Origin of the sequence: Lactococcus hircilactis (genome assembly GCF_009601015.1) — a bacterium.
In the GTDB taxonomy this organism is placed as follows: Bacteria; Bacillota; Bacilli; order Lactobacillales; family Streptococcaceae; genus Lactococcus; species Lactococcus hircilactis.
On sequence record NZ_WITJ01000003.1, the window covers coordinates 153,467 to 173,395 of the forward strand.

17 protein-coding genes are annotated in these 19,929 nt (G+C 37.1%); 4 read left to right on the plus strand and 13 right to left on the minus strand.

The features are described 5' to 3' along the window. Positions 1–307: 307 nt before the first annotated feature. The 3 genes from queG to GHI93_RS13155 all read right to left on the minus strand — a co-directional run bounded on the left by queG (position 308) and on the right by GHI93_RS13155 (position 3,657). Positions 308–1,366, minus strand: coding sequence for a tRNA epoxyqueuosine(34) reductase QueG (gene queG, locus GHI93_RS02835; protein WP_153495405.1), 1,059 nt, complete (start codon positions 1,364–1,366; stop codon positions 308–310). 450 nt (positions 1,367–1,816) lie between these two features. Then, complete coding sequence (locus GHI93_RS02840; protein WP_153495406.1) at positions 1,817–3,442, minus strand: ATP-binding cassette domain-containing protein; 1,626 nt, start codon at positions 3,440–3,442, stop codon at positions 1,817–1,819. Positions 3,443–3,522: 80 nt separating this feature from the next. Beyond that, the gene (locus tag GHI93_RS13155; protein ID WP_281347473.1) at positions 3,523–3,657 is read right to left on the minus strand and encodes a hypothetical protein; all 135 of its coding nucleotides are present in this window, start codon (positions 3,655–3,657) and stop codon (positions 3,523–3,525) included. 447 nt (positions 3,658–4,104) lie between these two features. On the opposite strand from GHI93_RS13155, the gene GHI93_RS02845 reads away from it, so the two are divergent. Next, a complete protein-coding gene (locus tag GHI93_RS02845) occupies positions 4,105–5,118 on the plus strand; it encodes a radical SAM protein (RefSeq protein WP_343030299.1) in 1,014 nt (337 codons plus the stop codon). Positions 5,119–5,575: 457 nt separating this feature from the next. Here the strand turns inward: GHI93_RS02845 and GHI93_RS02850 are convergent, their stop codons facing one another. Beyond that, on the minus strand, positions 5,576–5,980 hold the full coding sequence (locus GHI93_RS02850; protein WP_153495410.1) for a hypothetical protein: 405 nt from the start codon (positions 5,978–5,980) through the stop codon (positions 5,576–5,578). Between the two features lie 439 nt (positions 5,981–6,419). Here GHI93_RS02850 and GHI93_RS02855 point away from each other — a divergent pair, with 439 nt between their 5' ends. Both GHI93_RS02855 and ntdP read left to right on the plus strand, forming a co-directional pair. After that, entirely contained in the window at positions 6,420–7,313 is an 894-nt protein-coding gene (locus GHI93_RS02855; protein ID WP_153495412.1) for a metallophosphoesterase family protein, read from the plus strand. An 84-nt stretch (positions 7,314–7,397) separates the two neighbouring features. Next, entirely contained in the window at positions 7,398–7,928 is a 531-nt protein-coding gene (ntdP, locus tag GHI93_RS02860) for a nucleoside tri-diphosphate phosphatase (RefSeq protein ID WP_153495414.1), read from the plus strand. 17 nt (positions 7,929–7,945) lie between these two features. On the opposite strand, the gene GHI93_RS02865 is transcribed toward ntdP, so the two are convergent. From GHI93_RS02865 to GHI93_RS02880, 4 genes are all read right to left on the minus strand, one after another. Further along, the gene (locus tag GHI93_RS02865; protein WP_153495416.1) at positions 7,946–9,016 is read right to left on the minus strand and encodes a 6-phosphofructokinase; all 1,071 of its coding nucleotides are present in this window, start codon (positions 9,014–9,016) and stop codon (positions 7,946–7,948) included. A 12-nt stretch (positions 9,017–9,028) separates the two neighbouring features. After that, positions 9,029–11,110 (minus strand): polyphosphate kinase 1, encoded by a 2,082-nt coding sequence (ppk1, locus tag GHI93_RS02870; RefSeq protein WP_153495418.1) that lies wholly within the window; start codon positions 11,108–11,110, stop codon positions 9,029–9,031. A gap of 168 nt (positions 11,111–11,278) precedes the next feature. Continuing rightward, positions 11,279–12,913, minus strand: a complete 1,635-nt coding sequence (locus GHI93_RS02875) for an ABC transporter permease (RefSeq protein WP_153495420.1) — start codon at positions 12,911–12,913, stop codon at positions 11,279–11,281. After that, the gene (locus tag GHI93_RS02880) at positions 12,910–13,821 is read right to left on the minus strand and encodes an ABC transporter ATP-binding protein (RefSeq protein WP_153495422.1); all 912 of its coding nucleotides are present in this window, start codon (positions 13,819–13,821) and stop codon (positions 12,910–12,912) included. The genes GHI93_RS02875 and GHI93_RS02880 overlap by 4 nt, the downstream gene beginning before the upstream one ends. Before the next feature lie 209 nt (positions 13,822–14,030). Here GHI93_RS02880 and GHI93_RS02885 point away from each other — a divergent pair, with 209 nt between their 5' ends. Beyond that, entirely contained in the window at positions 14,031–14,594 is a 564-nt protein-coding gene (locus GHI93_RS02885; protein WP_153495423.1) for a TetR/AcrR family transcriptional regulator, read from the plus strand. Between the two features lie 57 nt (positions 14,595–14,651). Here GHI93_RS02885 and purD read toward each other — a convergent pair whose 3' ends face one another. The 5 genes from purD to purM form a co-directional block, all read right to left on the minus strand. Continuing rightward, positions 14,652–15,905, minus strand: coding sequence for a phosphoribosylamine--glycine ligase (gene purD, locus GHI93_RS02890; protein WP_153495425.1), 1,254 nt, complete (start codon positions 15,903–15,905; stop codon positions 14,652–14,654). Positions 15,906–15,920: 15 nt separating this feature from the next. Continuing rightward, complete coding sequence (purH, locus tag GHI93_RS02895; RefSeq protein ID WP_153495427.1) at positions 15,921–17,477, minus strand: bifunctional phosphoribosylaminoimidazolecarboxamide formyltransferase/IMP cyclohydrolase; 1,557 nt, start codon at positions 17,475–17,477, stop codon at positions 15,921–15,923. Positions 17,478–17,605: 128 nt separating this feature from the next. Continuing rightward, on the minus strand, positions 17,606–18,148 hold the full coding sequence (gene hpt, locus GHI93_RS02900) for a hypoxanthine phosphoribosyltransferase (RefSeq protein WP_153495429.1): 543 nt from the start codon (positions 18,146–18,148) through the stop codon (positions 17,606–17,608). Positions 18,149–18,254: 106 nt separating this feature from the next. Further along, on the minus strand, positions 18,255–18,794 hold the full coding sequence (purN, locus tag GHI93_RS02905; RefSeq protein WP_343030303.1) for a phosphoribosylglycinamide formyltransferase: 540 nt from the start codon (positions 18,792–18,794) through the stop codon (positions 18,255–18,257). 56 nt (positions 18,795–18,850) lie between these two features. Next, positions 18,851–19,867, minus strand: coding sequence for a phosphoribosylformylglycinamidine cyclo-ligase (gene purM, locus GHI93_RS02910; protein WP_153495432.1), 1,017 nt, complete (start codon positions 19,865–19,867; stop codon positions 18,851–18,853). Positions 19,868–19,929 lie beyond the last annotated feature (62 nt).

Below are 19,929 nucleotides of genomic sequence, written 5' to 3' on the forward strand. Positions count from 1 at the left end.
GCAGAGTATCCTACTCTACGGACGAATTAGCGTGGTGCCACCGTACTTTAAGCTTTTTAGGGGATTTCCCCAAAACATGCTTTTCTTTTTCTCGTCAAACAACGAGATGCTGGGTATCGGTAGCGCACCGTGATTCTTATGGGTTCAAATCAATATAATGACCAGTCCATTCACCTTTTTAGATTTATCTGCTTTCATCAGCACAGACTTTCTGTAAAATTTTTAAAAAAGGTTACTATTCTAGTATTGTCTGAATTATATCCTTTTTTCGACTACGTGTCAAGAAAAATCGTGCGTTTTCGTCATTTTATTTCGTTTTAGGTCGAATCCGAGTTTTCCCATTTTCTAATTTTTCAATCGCCCATTTTGCAGCATCCACCATAACATCACGCGAATCATTTTTTGCCATCTCTTTTAGCTTTGGAAGCGCCGTTTTATCATTAGCATTAGCCAAAGCATAGACGGCATTGCGCTGAATCGGATTTTTTCCACGCCAAGCTCCTGCCATCTTCCCAAATTTATTGACAAATTGTTTGTTTGATAAGTCAAGTAACGGGAGAAGTTCTGGATTGGTCAACGCTGCATCAGCTTCCATTTCAGGATGAAAATGACTGTCAATTCCTTTATTATATGGACATACCATTTGACAAATATCACAGCCGTAAATGACTGTTTTTATTTTTTCACGATATTCAAGCGGCATTTTTCCTTTCGCTTGCGTTTGATAGCTCAAACATTTTTGAGCATTTAAACGCCCATCTCCAAGAAGGGCTGTCGTTGGACAAAAGTCCACACAGCGTGTACACGTGCCACAGCCATAATCAACAGCACTATCAGGTTCAATTTCAAGCGTAGTAACCAACTCACCAAGAAACATCCATGAGCCGTATTCTTTGCTGATCAATAACCCATTTTTTCCGATAAATCCAATCCCCGCGCGCGCAGCAACCGCTACATCAACCAATGCACCAGTATCCACCATCGCTTGATAATGAAACTGCCCTGCCAATTTTTCGATGCCTAACGCAAGTGCATTTAATTTTCTTTGCAACACAGCATGATAATCTTCTCCCCAAGACCCGCGCGAAAATTGCCCCCGACGAAACTCCGTTTTTTCAGGCTTTGATAGCGTTTTATTTGGATAAGCAATCGCAATCGAGATAATGGTTTTAGCATCAGCAACCGCAAGTTTTGGGTGCAAACGCTCATCAAGATTTTGATGCTCAAACCCACTCGTGTGCCCCGCCTCTTTCTGTTCAACAAGAGATTTTCTCAAATACTCAAAATTATCTGCTGTTGTAAACCCAATTTTTTGAATGTTGAGTGTTTTTGCAAGATCTATTATCGCTTCTTTTAAATCATTCATGTTTCACATTATAACATAAGTCCGCTCCCGCGTGCGCATTCTCTTCCTAACTCCTCAAAGCCCATCCGTTATCAGCTTTCTCATTTTCAGTTTCAGCCTGACCTCCTGCTTACCCCTCGTATCTCCTCAGCTTTTTCGTGAATATTTCGTGAACTTTGAACCGAGAAACCTTGCAGGAGCTGGTCTGCTCGCTCTTGCAAGACTGGCGTCACGTGCCGTCCGTAAACCCGACTAATCATCTGCGTGTCGGCCCAGCCACCTCGCTGGACAATGACCTGCCCATTCATGAAATAGAACCCACTTTTTCCGATTTGACTGATCCATTTTGTGAGGCTTAAACATTTCCTAAGCTCTGTTTATGTGATTATTACAATATTTCAGAGATGAAAAAAGACAAAGCCACTGGGGCTTTGTCTTTAGTCTACCTACCAGTCGCTGATAAGTTTTTTATTAATTCTGTTCGAGTAATGAACTATTTTTTATTTCTAAAACTTTATCAAAAATAGAGAGAAATTCTTGATTATTAGAATGTGTCACCACAATGATAATGACATTTTCAATATTTCCGATAACCCCAGCTATGGCTTGCTCATTTATTGAATCTAAGCCACTCGTTGGTTCATCTAAAATCATAATTTCAGCTGCGTGATAAAGCGCTCTTGCAATATCTAGTCGTCTTTCTTCTCCTCCAGATAATGTCAAGCCTTTACCAAGCTCTATTTCAATATTATTATCAATCTCTTTTAGAAGTTTTCCTAGACCAGCTTTTTCTAAGCAAGAAATGACTTTAACTCTATCATATTCTTGATACATCGTCACATTTTCCGCTAAAGTCCCTGAAAATATAGCTGTTTTCTGTGGTACATAAGCTAGTTTTTTAAAATAACTTTGAGAGCTAATTTCATTTAAATTTTTTTCATTCAATAAAACTTCGCCAGAGTCACTTTTACTGATCCCCATTAAAATCCTTAGCAAGGTTGTTTTGCCTGCGCCACTTTCACCTTTGATGGCGTATTTTTTATTTGATACAAAATCATAAGTTACATTATCAAAAAGTATTCTATTCTCAAATGAGTAGGAAATATTTCGCACTTGAAGATGCTCTAACCTTTCTTTAAAATTCTGAGCTTTTTCTGCGTTTTCTTGCGTCTTATCCGTGATAAAACTTAAATAGTCTTTTGCAACACCTTTACTACCTGAAATCATGGTAGATAACTCGCTAAGATATTGAATAGGACCAGCGACAGTATTCATCAATGTTGTCATCGCGATCAATCCAGGTACTGTTAAATGATGCATAAAGACAAAAAAGCCCCCAATAATCCATGTTCCTGAATAAACAATACCAGAAAGACCATAAGAAATAGCAATCGTTTTTGACTCCTGTTTATTCAGAAAAATGGTAGCATCTTTCATCTGATGACTTGAATGATTCAATATTTTTTGAAAAACTTTGGAAGAATTTGTGATGATGACAGTAGAGATATTTCTGGAAAAGTTCTCGAAATCTTTCAGAAATTGATTTTTCTTATTTTGTGTCTCTTTCTTATTGTTAGAAAGAATTTTTGAGTTAATCAAAGGTGCTAAAAGCGGAATGAAACAAAGGGCTAACATAATTAGTGTCAAAATTCCTTGCAAATAAAAAGCACCAATCAATGAGAATACAAAAAGAAAGCTCGTTCTTATCAAAGCTAAAATAGGGGATAAGTATTCCGATTGAATCAGCGGCAAATCATTAACAACACGATTAGAACGCTCAGTTGCTTCTTCATTTAAGAGAATCCCTAAATCTCTCTTACTATAATGTATAATCAGCTCACATCTCATCGAATGCATGACCGAGTTGAGTAATTTTGACTTGGAATATCTAGGAACATAATCAAAATACGCCTCTACAATTAGATATACAATCGCAAATCCAGCTACAAGTAAAAATTGATGCAAATCTTTCCCCAGTGCCATTTGAGTTAAAAGACTATAAATAAATCCTAAACCTGCTGTTAAAAAGGATGAGAGAATTGCTATGAGCAAAAATATCAGCGACTTTTTCTTGTGCAATAAAAAATATTTTTTCATAAAATTAGTGATTGGAAAAAATCAAAGTAAAAATAAATGAACTAAACCACTCAACGACTTAGCTCACATAAACAATCCATTCAGCTTGCTTTGCAAACTTCAGTTATTTTTTCAACAGAATCAGATGATATCGTTTCTCTTTGGCTAGAAAACCGACCAGCACCACAGCCCATGATAATAACATTGGCAACATTGTTTTCAACGATAATTTCCATAATGCTCTCCTTTCTTGCATTAAGGATATTCTTTTTTTTCTTGTCTGTCAACCTCTCCAAACAACAAAACGTAATCATATATAAAATTTAATCAATTTGCAATCATTTAGTAAATTCAATTAAATATTGATTATGCTATATTATAATGTAATAATAAATATTATTGATTATGGTTAATGGGTGGTAAATTTAAATGAAATTATCTCAATATGTAAAGATTATCAATTCAGATAATATTAACATAAAAATCTTATGTCATCCTCTAAACAGAACAATCATTACTTTAGATAAAAATACTTCATCAATGATAACTCTATAAACGAGGAACTTCTAAGTAAAATTGAATTAGAATATTTAATCAAGAAAAATTTCTTTAGCAACAATGTACAAAAATATCTTGATGCTACTGTTAATCTCAAACGCAAGTATACTACAATCACAATAAATGTGACTGAACACTGCAACTTAAAGTGCCCTTACTGTTATCAGAATAATTTTGAAAATGAAGGAACACTCACTTCTAAATCAATAAATATAATCATAGATTACATTGAATCTGTAATGAGGAATGGTGAACAAAACTTTTATATCTATTTTTTTGGCGGAGAGCCTTTGCTCTATAAAAATAAAATTTTAGAGATTAAGTCAAAGATTGAGCAAATTCCAAAAATCAATGTGATTTTTGGAATTGGCACGAACTCTTATCTATTAACCCCTGAATTTTTAAATGAGTTTAACCATATTATCATTGATACTGTGCTTACTTTAAAAGAAGACCAAGATATTATGCGCCCAACAAAAGGAGGCAATGGGACTTACGATAAAATAATTAATAATTTACGTGAAGCGAGTAAATTAAAAAATATTACATTGAATATTGACTACAATACCCATAATGGTAATCTTTATGATTTTGAAAATTTTTTAAAATTGCTCAATCAAGAACAGATTAAAGCAAATATCGAATGTTATTATCTTGATAATTATGACTTTAATCTTAACTTTAACAACACTTTAAATTATGACGATTTTTTAAAATGGAAATCTTCCATTGCTATTAGGTTGCTAATCAAATATGGTTTTTCTATAAAAGGAAGTCCTTTTGTCCCCTATAACTTTGAGTGTGACGGCTACAATGAATGGTCAATAAAATTATTCTCTGATACTTCGCTTGGAATCTGTAATGCTACGCATTATAATAAAAGAATCAAATGGAATAGCGCATTAAAACACGAAAATATCGCCAAGCATCTCCAGCAGAAAATTTCAAATTTTAAAGAAAATAAATCCAAATTCAATTCCCAATGTCAAAATTGCTCACTCATTGGTCTTTGCAAAGGAAAAATATATTGTCACGATGAATTGTGCAAACCTATGGATTCCTACGATTTTGATACTTTCATTAACGAATATATTTATCAAACTAAAATTGGAAACGCTAAATTCTTTACCAGTATTTAATGACTAAAAAAATTACTGACAAAATTCTATCGGTAATCAAACTGAAGACAAAATTGCTAGAAATTTGTCTTTAGTCAAAATATGGAGTGAAAATTTTTCGCTCCATGTTTTGATAGTTAATTTTAAGTGCTCTGCTCAATGTTCAAATTTTAGGTTGTACTTGTTTTCAACCAAATCGTTTTGTTTTTCTCCACACGATCATAGCCACAAGCAAATCATTCAGCACGTGATATTTGTTGAAAGCTATCCGCTGCATCATTCAAGACGTGATCATCCTCTTTTTTGGCAACTCAACCATTTACAAAAAATAAAAAAACTCTTTCTATTCCGAAAGTGGCTCTAAAATCCGCTCAATCATTTCCTCCAGCAGCTCGATTTTTGCGAAAACCGTGCCATCCATGTAGAGATTGTAAATGTCGTATTCAATGATACTGATCGCGCCGTCGTAGCCTTTTTCTCACTCTTTCGAGCAGATATACGTGGCATTCATTCCGTTGTATAATTTAGAAATTTGATCGTTGATATTGAGATCAGGGAATGAAACCACCCAATCGTCAGTTCCTTTTCCATTACCAATTGTGCCTTTATGTCCGTCCACGGTTACATTTGCAGTATATCCATCTTCATTCTGAGTTGTGGATGTAATCGTATAACCGCCAGCAGTAACTGTTGCCTTAAAATCTGAGAAACTCTCGGGCGTGTTAGTTACATTTCCAACTATGCTATTATTATTCGCGGAATTATCAGATGAGGAAGTATTATTATTGTTCGTCGCGCTTTGCTCGGTCTTCGGCTCACTTGACCCGGCAGGTTTCGCACCAGCGTCATTATTTCCGCAAGCCGCAAGAGTCAAAGCTGCCATCGCTGTGATGGTCGCAAGTGTGGCTTTTTTCGCGAAATTTGCGTAATTCGAACCTTAGCCGTTAAACTTATTCTGATTCATAATATTTTCTCCTTGCTTTACTCTTGACAGTTCCTGCCTAAGATTTGCTGGTATTATAGTTCATTTCGCGAAAATGCAAGCATAAGCAACAAGAATTATTCGCAAATTTCACGTTTTTCCTAAGTTTTTTCACCCACCGAAAACCCTTGATATTCTTAGTCTCTCGCGATTTTTAGGCAGCAGAAAACTACTATTAACGATATTATACCCCCCCCCCCCCTCAACGTTTGTCAAGTGAAAAGTAATCGTTTTCTTACGATTTTCAGCTTTGCTGTGTGTTTTTTTAGAGATGTGTTGAAATAAATCAAAATAGCACGCATTACAACACATTCTTTTTTATTTTCGTTATAATGAACTCATGTCAAATACGAAAAAATTAGCAATCATTTCTGATTTTCATCTCGATATCAATCATTTTTCCGAGGAGGAATTAGAACTTTTTAATCAAGTGCTCATCAATGAAAACATTACACATCTTCATTTTGCAGGGGACATGTCAAATGACTTTAAAAATCTGACGGTGCCGTATTTTAAACATCTGTCAGTACTGACAGAAATTGCCGTGAGTTATAATTTGGGTAATCACGACATGGTAGGACTGACGGAAGAGACAATCAGCGCAAACGATTTTCAAGTTCAGTGGTTTTCTGACACTGCCTTTGTCAGTTTTTCAGGATGGTACGATTATTCTTTCATGCCTCAACCTGTGGATGTCAAAAAAATTGAGCGCTACAAACACGCCTTTTATTTCGATCGAAAAATTCACAGAGCCGCATCTGATCCACTGACCACAGCGCAGATTTTATCAAAGCTCAAAAAGGTTCTGTCAGCACTGACAAAAGCAAAGCGGATCATCATCAGTATGCATTTTGTCCCACATCACGCCTTCATCATTGACACACGCTATGAAAAATTCGCCCGTTTCAATGCTTATCTCGGATCCGAACATTTTCACGCCCTTTTCGCTCAATTTCCTCAGATTACTGATGTTGTTTTCGGACACATTCATCATCATTTTTCAGATGTTGTCATTGATGACATTCATTACCATGCCAAAGCACTGGGCTATCCTTACGAGTGGCAAATGGTTCCTCGCTTTTTTGAGCTTCATCCAGAGCTCCTCATTACGGACGCTTTTCATCTCAGAAAACGCTATAACGCCATACAATCCCTTACTCAATGGCAGACATTCAGAAAAAAAGAACTGGCAAAAGAATTTCTGTCAGCGCTGACAATTTTTGAATTTCATTAAAATGACTGCTCTCATACTATCAATATTTCAAAAAAAGTGATACAATAAGAGACGAGAACTTTGAATTGAGAAAGCGAGAATGCCTTGAATATTCCAAAAGAAGGCGACTTTATCACGATTCAAAGCTATAAACATGATGGGAGCCTGCATCGCACTTGGCGCGATACGATGGTTCTGAAAACTAATGAAAATTCAATCATTGGCGTCAATGATCACACCCTTGTCACAGAATCTGACGATCGTCGTTGGGTGACGCGCGAGCCTGCGATTGTTTATTTCCACAAAAAGTTTTGGTTTAACATCATTGCTATGATTCGTGAGGAAGGCGTCAGCTACTACTGCAATCTAGCGAGCCCCTTCGTCCTTGATAACGAAGCCTTAAAATACATTGATTATGATTTAGATGTCAAAGTATTTAAGGATGGGGAGAAAAAACTCCTTGACGTTGAAGAATACGAACGTCACCGTAAACAAATGCATTATTCTAAGGAAATAGACCACATTTTGAAAGAAAATGTAAAAATCCTTGTCGATTGGATCAATAACGGCAAAGGTCCATTTTCAAAAGAATATGTTGACATCTGGTACGACCGTTATCAACAGCTAAAAAAATAGCCCTAAAGGCTATTTTTTTAATCTCCAAATGAAATCCCGACATGACGCGCAGCTTCAAGTAAAGGATCATTTTCCAAAATGGGTTTTGCTTTTCCAGCAATATCACTCAAATGATTAAATGTTATTTTTCCATTCACAAGCGCGACAGTGACCCCAAATACCTCATCCATCACAAGCCCCGCAGCGACACTGCCAAGTTTCATGGTATAATTTCGATCACGCGCAGAAGGTTCTCCACCACGTAACGCATGTCCAGGTATTGCCACTCTCACTTCTACACCAAGTTTCTCATTGATTTCTTGAGCTATTTTTTCAGTGACCGAGCTAAATCCAGCCTCTTGCCGCGCCAAAAGACGTTCTTTATTTTTTAATTTCTTTTCATCTTTTGAATAAGCACCTTCACTCACAACAATAATCGCATAATTTTTCTTTGTTAGTATCTTTTTCAAATCTTGTGATACACGCTCAATCGAATAAGGAATCTCAGGTAAAATGATCGTATCCGCAGCACTTGCAACTCCTGTTGACAGCGCTAACCAGCCCACTTTATTTCCCATGATTTCAACCAAGAAAACTCGAGAATGTGACTGTGCCGTAGTTCTGATTCGTTCAATATAATCTACCCCAACCTGCACAGCCGTATCATATCCAAATGTTTCTTCTGTCCCAAAAATATCATTATCAATCGTTTTTGGTAAAGCGACAATATTTAATCCCCGTTGTGACAAAAGATTCGCCACTTTATGCGTTCCATTTCCCCCAAGTACAACCAATGCATCCAATTTCAACTTCTGATAATTTGCTACCATTTTATCCGCTTTTGAAACACCATTTTCGTCTTTGATATCAATCGTTTTAAATGACTGCCGAATTGAACGCAGAAAAGTTCCGCCCTTAGAAACCAAACCTTCGAAATCATGAGGTTTAAGCACTTGTGTGTTCAGATCAATCAATCCAGTGTAGCCATCATAAATTCCGATGATTTCAACATCATCCATCTCTTGATACAGCGTTTTTGCCACACTATAAACCGCCGAATTTAATCCAGCACAATCTCCACCACTTGTTAAAATACCAATTCTTTTCATGATTTTTTACCCTTAATCTTTCTTTTCTTTCATTTTTAATTGATTCTTTTGAGCTTCTTGTACAAGGAGTTCTTGACTATTCACTAACTTGGTTTTTTTCATCACTCGATTAGAACCATATTTTCCAGTTGATTTTTGAATGCGTGCGTTCACGTTATCCTTTAAGCAAAGTTCCAAAATATGCTCAATTTTTGCTTGACTTGCTGGATCAAAAACTGGAACAGCAGCTTCAACACGACCTGTCAGATTTCTCGTCATAAAATCTGCTGACGAAAGATAATATTTTTTCTGACGATCTCCAGCACCGAAAGCAAAAATTCGAGAATGTTCCAAATACCTCCCAACAATAGAACGAACAAAAATATGTTCCGTTTCTCCCTTAATCCCTGGGATAAGACAACAAATGCCACGAATAATCAAATCCACACGCACACCAGCTTTTGAAGCTTCAACCAGCTTTTCCATCATTTCTTTTTCAGTCAAAGCATTCATCTTTAAAACAATGTGCGCCAAAAGACCAGATTTTGCTGCTTCGATTTCTTCATCAATCAACTCAATCAATTTTGGCTTCATCAATAGCGGTGAAACCAATAACGCATTGGTTTGTTGAACAAAAGAACCTGCTTCAATATGAGAAAAAACACGTTTGATATCTTTAGTCAGTACAGCATTTGACGTCATCAATGCCAAATCCGTATAAAATTTAGCCGTTGTTTCGTTGAAATTTCCTGTTCCAACTAAACCAATCTTTCGACCATCAAAAAGCTCAATCAAAAGAAGTTTTGAGTGTACTTTATAGCCTGGTAAGCCATAAATCACAGTAATTCCTGATTTATTTAACTTCTCTGAAAGATCAATATTATTTTCCTCATCAAATCTTGCCCTTAATTCAATGACAACCGTAACTTTTTTTCCTTTTTTACTTGCCGCAATCAGCGCCGCAACAATTTTGGATTGTCTGGACACCCGATAAAGCGTCATCGAAATCTCCTGAACACGCTCATCATTTGCTCCTTGATTCAATAATTCAATCATCGGAGTAATACTTTCAAAAGGATAAGAATTTAACACATCTTTTTTAATCAATTGATCCAACATTGCTTCATTATCATCAATCATTTGATTTTGAGCAGGCTTAATTGTTGGATAAAATGCTTTTTTTCGCGCCTTTTTTGTAAATAAAGGTTCTATTTCTGATAAATAATCAAATTCAAGTGGCGTATCATAATTGAAAAATTGTGTTTTACGCAAAGCAAAATTATGTGCTAAATAATTCAATAATTTCGGAGCATTTCCCCCGTGATATTTTACCATGACTGGTGCTCTAAAACTTCTTACCTCAATAATCTTTGACATGGTTTCAGAAAAATCAGGATCATAATCATAAAGACCATCACTTTCGTCAATGTCCGCATTTCTCACCACAGAAAAAACGATTTTTCCCTCCACCGTAAATTTGTGGAAAATCCGATTAGCATATTTAAAGATCAAATCCTCAATCAGCATGAATCGTCTTGGATCACTTGGAATCCGTACAATTTTATCTACGCCTTCAGGAATTGGTAAAAATCCAAAGCGCGTATTTCCTTTTTTTGTTTTTAATGTTGCACCTAAAATCAAACGCTCATTCTCAAAAAAAGGAAGGGGATGATTTTTTTCAATAATAAAAGGCATAATGTGCGGCGCCACTTTATATTTAAATACATTTCTCAGATAGTTTTCGTCTTTTTCAGATAATTTATCATGCTCTGCAATCCTTGAAATGCCAAGTTCTGATAAATCTTTACAAATGCTATTGTACGCTTCATTAAATCGAGGAATGAAACGCTTTGTTTTTCTTAAAACCGTCCGAAATAGAGCAGTAGCGTTGTCTTTTTTTACATCACCCACTCCCTCATCAAGAATCAACTCATCATTTAAACGCCCCACGCGCACGCGATAAAACTCATCTAAATTATTCATAAAAATGGAGATAAAGCGCAAACGCTCAAAGGTAGGGTTATTCGTTTTTTCAGCTTCTTCAAGGACACGTTCATTGAACTGCAGCCAAGAGATTTCACGATTGGTATAAATATTCTTTTTTTCGTCTGACATCCTAATTCCTTTTCTATTGTATTACTTCCTTGATTTTATCACAAAATAGCGCCTTTTTAAATCAATACTTTATCCTTTTACACAAAATTTACGTATTGTTTGTAAATAGAGCAAATGTGCTAAAAAAAAACATCTAAAAAATGATTTCTTAAATGTTTTTTTAATAAATTATCCACTAATGATATCACGTTTTTTATACGCTACAAATCCTAGTGCGATCATGATAAGTGTAAGGAAAACAAGCACAAAAAGTGACGGAGTATTGAGTGTATTTGGCGCGCTATTGGTTTTCATAATCCAGTCAAATACATTAAGTTTGAGCATTCCCTGTGGTAAATCAAGGATGGGTCCAATCATACTTAAGAAAAATGAAAGTCCAACGTAAACCCAGATGGCATTTGAAAAACGTGGTAAAAATGCAATCAAAAGACACAAAATCCCCAAAACAAACCAAATCCCAATGACAAATGGGAGCCCTCCTTTAATCATTGCACTAAAGCTTACCGCATTTTTTTGTCCTGCTTGAGCTACATAAATTCCTAAAATACCTCCCAGTTGAGCTAAAGTGCCAAGTCCGAAAGCAGATAAAACATAAGTCAGATAAACGCTGAATCGACTATTCGGTAGAGCATAAAGTTGTTCTTGTCGTTGGTGTCTTTCTTCAGAAACCATTTTATTTAAAAGTGTTATTGCAAAACAAGTGGCAATGAGCGCAAGAACGACATAGATGGTAGATAAGAATTGTTGTTTCATTACCATTTGATTCGATCCTTGTGTGATTTGTAACTCTTTTTGAAGCAGGTGATTTGTGTTTGAATTTCCTCCAACAAGCGTTCCTATTTTACTAATCATCGAACCATACGTCAGCCCTAATACAAACAGCCCAAACACCCAACCGAGTGCTGAAATACGTTGCAATCGCAAAACTAAACCTTGAAAAGTGCTTAAAAAATATCCTGCATGTGCTCGTGCTTTAGATTGAGGAAGATATCCGACTGCAACATCTCGCCTGATTTCAAGTACCAATGCAATGACAAGCATCACAGCAGCAAACAAAAGCGTGTAAAGAATTGGGAGCCAGTTGTTTTTAACATAGACACCAGTAAGATAGCTCCAAGATAAAGGATTAAACCAACTTAAAGCAATATCTTTTATGTCTGTCCCCATCCGAATAATGTACAATAACCCGAAAAATCCAATGGAAGCGCCTTTTGCAGGACTTGCTTCTGGAAAAAGTTGAGAAAAAAGAAGCGCTATCATCCCCCACATCACACTTTGACTTGTGATAGAGGAGGCGAAAAGAAGATTTTGTGAAAAATGAGTCATTCCTAATGCATGTTGAAGCTGGATAGATAAAGCCAGAGCAAAAGTGAGAATCACTTGCAAGCAAAAAAGTTCTAAGACAACAGAAAGTGTATTGGATAATTTACCAATCTGAAAAGAACGTAAAAGTTCAGTGATGCCTTCATCTTCTTCTTTTCTCGTGCGATTAATGACATAAATCATTGTGATGATTGAAAAAACAAGCCCTGTCGTAAGTGGCATCAATCCACCAAATGCTGCTGCTGCCGTAAAGTGCTGCCAATCAGATACAGAAGTTGGACCAAATAAACTAACTAATGCAGGGCCATTAAATAAGGCATACATGCTTTGTTTTGTCGCTGTCGTTACTGCAAGTTCTAATTTTCCGACACCCGATGCGGCATAAATCAAAAGACCAAGTAACCAAAATAGATATTTTAATCCATCTCGCTTTAAAAGCAAGCGAAGCATGAATCCAGTATTATGAAAGGGTTGATTCATTTTTTCTCCTCTTGATTCTCTAAGGTATAGTGGTGTAAAAATAAGGATTCAAGGGTTTGAGGATTACTTTCTAGTTTGATGATGTGAGCATTTGATAAATAACTTACAACATCTTGAATGCGATCTGAATCTGCTTGAAAACTGATTTTTCTTGGTTCGTTTGAATTAAACTTGACCTCGTGGATAAAATCGATTTTTTCAATGTCTTGAATCACTTCTTGTGTTTCAACTTTGAATTCATAGCGTGTGAGATGTCTCATTTCATCTAAAGAACCAAATTCTACGATTTCACCTGCGCGAATGATCGCAATCTTGTCACAGAGTCGCTCTACCTCTGAGAGAATATGACTGGATAATAAAATCGCTTTTCCTTGCTGTTTTAACCGCTCTACTTCTTCTTGAAACACTGCTTCCATCAATGGATCAAGTCCACTGGTTGGTTCATCAAAAATATAGAGTTCTGCTTGACTTGCGAGCGCTGCAATGAGCGCAACCTTTTGACGATTTCCTTTTGAGTATGAGCGTGCTTTTTTCTTAGGATCAAATTCAAATTTTTTGATGAGTTCATCGCGCTTTTGAGGATCAAAATGACCATGCATTTTCAAAAATAAATCAATAATTTCTCCACCTGAAAGATTTGGCCACAAATAGACATCTCCTGGCACATAAGCGATGTTTTTGTGAATTGCTAGCGCATCCGTAAAAACATTTTTCCCAAAAATCGTAGCCGATCCAGAGCTTGCTTTAATGAGCCCCAATAAAATACGAATCGTTGTTGATTTCCCAGCACCATTTGGTCCAACATAGCCTAAAACCTCACCTGAATGGAGTTCAAAAGTGACATTTTTTAGGGCTTCAAATTTTCCAAATTGCTTTTTGAGTTGACTAACTTTAAGAAGAGCACCCATTATTTTTTCCTCCGATAGCATTCATTTTTCATCTGTTGCATTTCAAATGTTTTGTGCCTGATGGTTTTAAATTTTTCAAAATGAATTATAAAAATGAACTATTTATCTATTTATAGTTCATATTGTACGCCTTTCGTTGAAAAAGTTCAAATATTAAGTTATAATTTTGATAGATCAGATCAAATTTATGAAAAGATAAAACAAAACTAATGAATCAAACAGAAAAAAAACAAAATGCCGTTTTAAAAACGACGCTTCAATTGATAAATGAAAAAGCGATAAGTGACATTACAGTTGATGAAATCGCACAATTGGCCGAGGTGTCAAAAGTCACTTTATTTAAATACTTTAAAAACAAAAATCATCTGATGAATGTCGTGCTGATTCAGGCACTCCAACAGATGGTTCAAAAGATTGATGCGATTATAGAGAGTGATTTGGATTTCGAGTCCACTTATCGCGCTGTCGTCGCACTTGAACGCGAACAGCTGTATCAGTACCGTCCGTTTTTTTCAGAAAACCTGATGTTCCAATATTCAAAAAGTCCTGATTTTTTTGATGACGAAACGCTTAAAAGTCAATCCAAAATTTATGAAGCCCTTTTTCACAAAGGAAAAAGTGAGGGAGTGATCGATGCTAACTTTTCAAAGTCTGATTTTATGATGCTCATCACTATTTTTATGGAAGGGATGAAAAAAATAAGCGCAGAACAGCTTTTTGAAAAAACCGAAACCTTAACCCAATTTTTTCTACATGGTCTAAGCGGATCGTAAAAAATACTCATTTTTATTTTTGATTGAAAAAAAGCGTTGCGCGATGCGCAACGCTTTTTACAATGCACGCCAGCCAATATCATGGCGATAAAAGAGACCGTCGGACTGGATTTTTTTGGCTTCAGCATACACTTTGGTTTGTGCTTCTTTTAGTGTTTTTTCTTTTCGGGCAAGAAACAAAACGCGACCGCCATTCGTAAGCCATTGTTCGTTTTGCTTTTTGGTACCACTATGAAAGACGAGCGTTTCAGAATCTAATTCATCTAAGCCATTGATCACACTGCCTTTTTGAGGAGCATCTGGATAACCTGTCGCAGCAAGGACGATGCCTAAGACCTGATCTGTTGACCATTTTAGTGGGGTTGTTTTTTTATTGAGCAAATCTAAGATGACTTGGGCAAGATCATTTTCTAAGCGTGGGAGGATGACTTGAGTTTCAGGATCTCCAAATCGTGCATTAAATTCGATGACTTTTGGCCCTTTATCTGTCAAGATCAATCCAGCATAGAGCACTCCTGTGAAGCTGCGATTTTGGTCTTTCATGGCAGCGATTGCGGGGATCAGGATTTCTGACATCGCTGTATCTGTTGTTACTTTGGAGATTTGTGGAAGATCTGAGTATGCGCCCATCCCACCTGTGTTGGGACCTTTATCTCCATCACACGCACGTTTGTGATCTTGCGAGAGGGTGAGTGGTAGAATCAGCTCATCGTGAACCAGCGCCATAAAGGAAAATTCTTCTCCTTCTAAAAATTCTTCGATGACGACTTTTGTTCCTGTTTTGCCAAACTTCTCGTCACACATCATTTCTCGAAGTGCTGTTTGTGCGATTTCAAGTGTTGGTGCGACAACCACACCTTTTCCTGCCGCTAAACCATCTGCTTTAATGACAATTGGAGCGCCGACTTTTTCAAGATACGCCTGTGCTGCTTCATAATCTGAAAATGCTTCGTAATCAGCGGTCGGGATTTGATATTTTTTCATCAGCTCTTTTGCAAAGGTTTTACTGCCTTCAATGAGCGCTGCATTTTTTCTTGGTCCAAAAATCGGTAATCCTTCCTTTTCAAACGCGTCAACAATTCCTAAACTCAAAGGAACTTCTGGTCCGACAAAGGTAAGTGCGATGGTGTGTTTTTTTGCAAAAGCAATCAACCCTTCAAAATCAGTTTCTTTGATGGGAATGATTTGAGCAACGTCCATCATGCCTTCATTTCCTGGTGCCACATAGACTTGCTCAACGTTTTTTGATTGTGCAAACTTCCATGCTAATGCGTGTTCACGTCCACCAGAACCAACAACTAAAACTTTCATTTTTTTCTCCAATTTTTAATGTCTAAAATGACGAACACCAGTGAAAATCATCGCAATTCCGTACTGATCACATGCTTTAATCACTTCGTCATCGCGTACAGAACCACCAGGTTGAATGATGGCTTTCACTCCTGCTTTTGCAATCTCATCAATGTTGTCTGCAAAAGGAAAGAATGCATCTGAGGCGAGCACTGCATTTTCTGTCAGTACTGACGATTTTTTGAATGCTTCTGATAAGGCGATTTTTACGGAGCCTACACGATTGGTTTGACCTGGTCCAACTCCTAAAGTTTGGTTTTGATTCGCCACTAAAATGCCGTTAGATTTGACGAATTTACACGCTTTCCACGCAAATTCGAGCGCTTGTTTTTGCGTTTTTGTCGGTTGTGTTTTTGTTGGAACTGACCATTCCATTGGATTTTCTTCGATGATGTCTTGGTTTTGAACTAAAAGACCACCGATTACTCCTGTATATTCCATTTCTTTTTTGGAAGCTTGGGCTTGTGAAAAATCAAGTTGAAGAATCCGTAAATTTTTCTTTTTGGTTGTTAAAATATCTAGTGCTTCGTCAGAATAACTTGGTGCGATGATAATTTCGAGGAAAATTTCGTGCATTTTTTTTGCGGTAGCTGCGTCAACTTCGCGATTTAAGACAACGATTCCACCAAAAATAGAAACTGGATCTGCTTCAAAAGCATAGTCCCAAGCACGCGTGATGGTTTTTGCTTGTCCAATACCACATGGATTCATGTGTTTTAATGCGACAACTGTCGGTTGGTCAAGAAAATCACGTGCAATTTTGATGGCTGCATCGGCATCTCTGATGTTATTAAATGAAAGTGATTTTCCATTGAGTTGTTTGGCTTGTGCAATAGAGAAACTTGTTGGTAGTGCGGTTTGATAAAAAACAGCTGCTTGTTGTGGATTTTCACCATAACGCAAGCGTTGATTGAGATCGTAAGTTAAAGTGGTAGATTCAGGATCTGTAATATGGTTTTGTTTCCCGAGATAATCTGCAATGAGGGCATCGTAACTTGCAGTATGACGAAAAACTTTTGCAGCGAGTTCTTGGCGAAAAGCGAGCGTTGTTTCTCCGTTTTCAGACAGCTCCGTCACTACTTGTGCGTAGTCATCTGGATCGACAACTACAGTGACAGCAGCGTGATTTTTTGCAGCAGAACGCAACATGGAAGGCCCACCGATGTCAATTTTTTCGATCATCTCATCTGGCGTTCCTCCTTTAAGTAAGGTGTCTTTGAAGGGATAAAGATTAACAACCACAAGATCAATTGGTTCAATCCCGTGGACTTTCATTTGCGTCATGTGCGTTTCTAAGTCTCTTCGTCCAAGAAGAGCACCGTGGATCATAGGATGCAGTGTTTTCACACGTCCATCCATCATTTCAGGGAATCCTGTCACTTCATCAATCGCGATCGTTCGGATATTTTCTTGATCTAACGTTTGTTTTGTTCCGCCGGTTGAAATAATTTCCCAGCCTAGATTTTGGAGTGCTTTTGCAAATTCAGCAATGCCTGTTTTGTCAGATACGCTCATTAAGACACGTTTTGTCATTTTTTCTCACTTTCAATCGTTGTCAGTTACTTTTTAATTGCTATACTTCTATTCTAAATAAAATGTTCGTAAATAAAAAGTCTCGAATGGATTTTTCGAGATTTTTTTGTTCTATTGTTCGGAAATAATTAATCTTTGATTAAAAAATCAGTATTGAAAATGCCTATGTATGGCAATTGACGATAACGTTCTGCATAATCAATGCCATAACCAACAACAAATTCATCTGGAACTTCAAATCCGATATAATCTCCGTTGATTTTAACTTTGCGCCCTGCTGGCTTATCCAAAAGGGAGATGATTTTCACGGAATTTGCACCGCGGTGCGCGAGTAAATTTTTGACATAAAGCAGTGTATTTCCAGAGTCAATGATGTCTTCACAAATTAAAATATCGCGTCCTTGTGCTTTTGTATCTAAATCCTTCAAGATTCGAACTTCACCAGATGTGCTTAATCCATTGCCATAACTTGAAACATCCATGAAATCAACTTGTGCATCGATAGAGAGTGCTTTGAGTAAATCAACAGTGAACATGATGGATCCCTTTAGAATCCCCACAATCAATGGATTTTTTCCAGCGTAATCCGTTGAAATCTCATGCGCGAGTGCTTTGACTCTGCTTTCAATTTCTTTTTCTGTAAATAAAACTTCCTTTAAATGAGGGTGCATTTTTCACTCAATTCTAATCTTTTTCTTTTATTGTATCGCAAAATTTACTCATTTTCGAGTGTTTTCATTCAAAATGGCGCATAATCTCAGAAAATGTTCGGATTTTTTACTTTAAAAATCTTCCAATTACCTCAGGATAAAGCCGGTGCTCTAAGTCATGCACACTTTTTTCATAAGCACAAAGATCAGGCAGATAAGCTAAGCGTTCTTGGGCAATAATCTCTCCAGTATCCACTCCTTCATCTACAAAATGGACGGTAACACCACAGCCGTGTTGTCTTGCGTGACTTTCTTCAATCGCGTGAGGTGATCCTGCAAAATCAGGCAGATAAGAAGGATGAATATTAATGATTCTTCCTTTGTAAGCATCAAGTAAGGTTTTAGAGATGATTTTCATGTACCCTGCAAGGACGATGAGAGAAACCTCATTTTCTTCACATAATGTGACGATTTTTCGCTCGTAATCTTCTTTATTTTGACAGTCTTTAAGTTCAATACTCACACTTTTTATGCCTAAATGGGCAGCACGTTTGAGGACATAAGCATCGTGATGGTCGGAAAATACAAGTGCGACAGCAGTTTTAAATTGCGTAGCGATGGCTTGAAAATTTGAGCCATTTCCAGATGCAAAAACGGCGATCCGAATTGGGCGGTGGGTGGTATGCTCTGAATGGCAAAAAGGATTTGATTCTAGCTGTTTTTTCATTCGATGATCACAGCTTTTTCTTTGCGTGAAACCATTTGTCCAATTTCAAATGCACCGAGTTCATCTTTAATGGCTTGGGCATTTTCTGGCGCTACTGCAAGGACCATACCTAGACCCATATTAAAAATTTCAAACATTTCTTCGTGTTTAATTTTTCCATAATTTTCGAGTGCTTTAAAAATCGGAAGAATCGGCCAGCTCCCTTCTTTGATCTGTGCTGTGAGCGTTGAGTTGAACATTCGAGGAAGATTTTCTTGGAATCCGCCTCCCGTAATGTGTGCAATTCCTTTGATTTTTTGTGCTTTGATGAATGGCAAAAGCGCGCTAACGTAGATTTTTGTGGGCGTTAAAAGTTCATCAATCAGTGGTTGAGTGAGTTCTGGCAAGGTTTCATTCATGTCAAAATCAGCAAAAACGCGACGCACAAGAGAGTAGCCATTGGAGTGGATTCCTGAGGAAGCAAGTCCGAGTAATACATCTCCTTTTTCAACATTTTTCTCTCCATCAATCAAGTTTTCTTTTTCAGCAATTCCGACTGCAAAGCCTGCAATATCATAATCATCTTCTGGCATCACTCCTGGATGTTCTGCTGTTTCTCCACCAATCAATGCTGCATTAGCTTGTACGCATCCTTTAGCAACTCCTGCGATGACTTGCTCTAATTTTTCAGGTTTCGTTTTTCCAATCGCAATATAATCCAGAAAGTATAGTGGTTCAGCTCCTGCTGCGATGATGTCGTTGACACACATGGCAACACAGTCGATCCCGATAGTATCGTGACGATTATGCTCAATAGCGAGAACTAATTTTGTCCCAACACCGTCTGTTCCTGAAATCAAAACAGGTGCTTTGTAATCTGATAGGGCAGATAAATCAAATGCGCCGCCAAATCCACCTAATCCACCGAGCACACCTAAACGTTGCGTACTTTTTACGTGTTTTTTTATTCTGGAAACAACTTCGTAGCCTGCTTCTACATCAACTCCTGATTTTGCGTATGCGTTTTGAGACATTTTTTCTCCTTTTGAATGTTTTTTTCGTTTATTAATTTTAGCACAGATTCCCTGTTTTCTGT

Bases quoted from the DNA above. Each gene is read 5' to 3' on its own strand.
- queG (WP_153495405.1), bottom strand. From the start codon at position 1,366: ATGAATGATTTAAAAGAAGCGATAATAGATCTTGCAAAAACACTCAAC.
- GHI93_RS02840 (WP_153495406.1), bottom strand. From the start codon at position 3,442: ATGAAAAAATATTTTTTATTGCACAAGAAAAAGTCGCTGATATTTTTG.
- GHI93_RS13155 (WP_281347473.1), bottom strand. From the start codon at position 3,657: ATGGAAATTATCGTTGAAAACAATGTTGCCAATGTTATTATCATGGGC.
- GHI93_RS02850 (WP_153495410.1), bottom strand. From the start codon at position 5,980: ATGGCAGCTTTGACTCTTGCGGCTTGCGGAAATAATGACGCTGGTGCG.
- GHI93_RS02855 (WP_153495412.1), top strand. From the start codon at position 6,420: ATGTCAAATACGAAAAAATTAGCAATCATTTCTGATTTTCATCTCGAT.
- GHI93_RS02865 (WP_153495416.1), bottom strand. From the start codon at position 9,016: ATGAAAAGAATTGGTATTTTAACAAGTGGTGGAGATTGTGCTGGATTA.
- ppk1 (WP_153495418.1), bottom strand. From the start codon at position 11,110: ATGTCAGACGAAAAAAAGAATATTTATACCAATCGTGAAATCTCTTGG.
- GHI93_RS02875 (WP_153495420.1), bottom strand. From the start codon at position 12,913: ATGAATCAACCCTTTCATAATACTGGATTCATGCTTCGCTTGCTTTTA.
- GHI93_RS02880 (WP_153495422.1), bottom strand. From the start codon at position 13,821: ATGGGTGCTCTTCTTAAAGTTAGTCAACTCAAAAAGCAATTTGGAAAA.
- GHI93_RS02885 (WP_153495423.1), top strand. From the start codon at position 14,031: ATGAATCAAACAGAAAAAAAACAAAATGCCGTTTTAAAAACGACGCTT.
- purD (WP_153495425.1), bottom strand. From the start codon at position 15,905: ATGAAAGTTTTAGTTGTTGGTTCTGGTGGACGTGAACACGCATTAGCA.
- purH (WP_153495427.1), bottom strand. From the start codon at position 17,477: ATGACAAAACGTGTCTTAATGAGCGTATCTGACAAAACAGGCATTGCT.
- hpt (WP_153495429.1), bottom strand. From the start codon at position 18,148: ATGCACCCTCATTTAAAGGAAGTTTTATTTACAGAAAAAGAAATTGAA.
- purM (WP_153495432.1), bottom strand. From the start codon at position 19,867: ATGTCTCAAAACGCATACGCAAAATCAGGAGTTGATGTAGAAGCAGGC.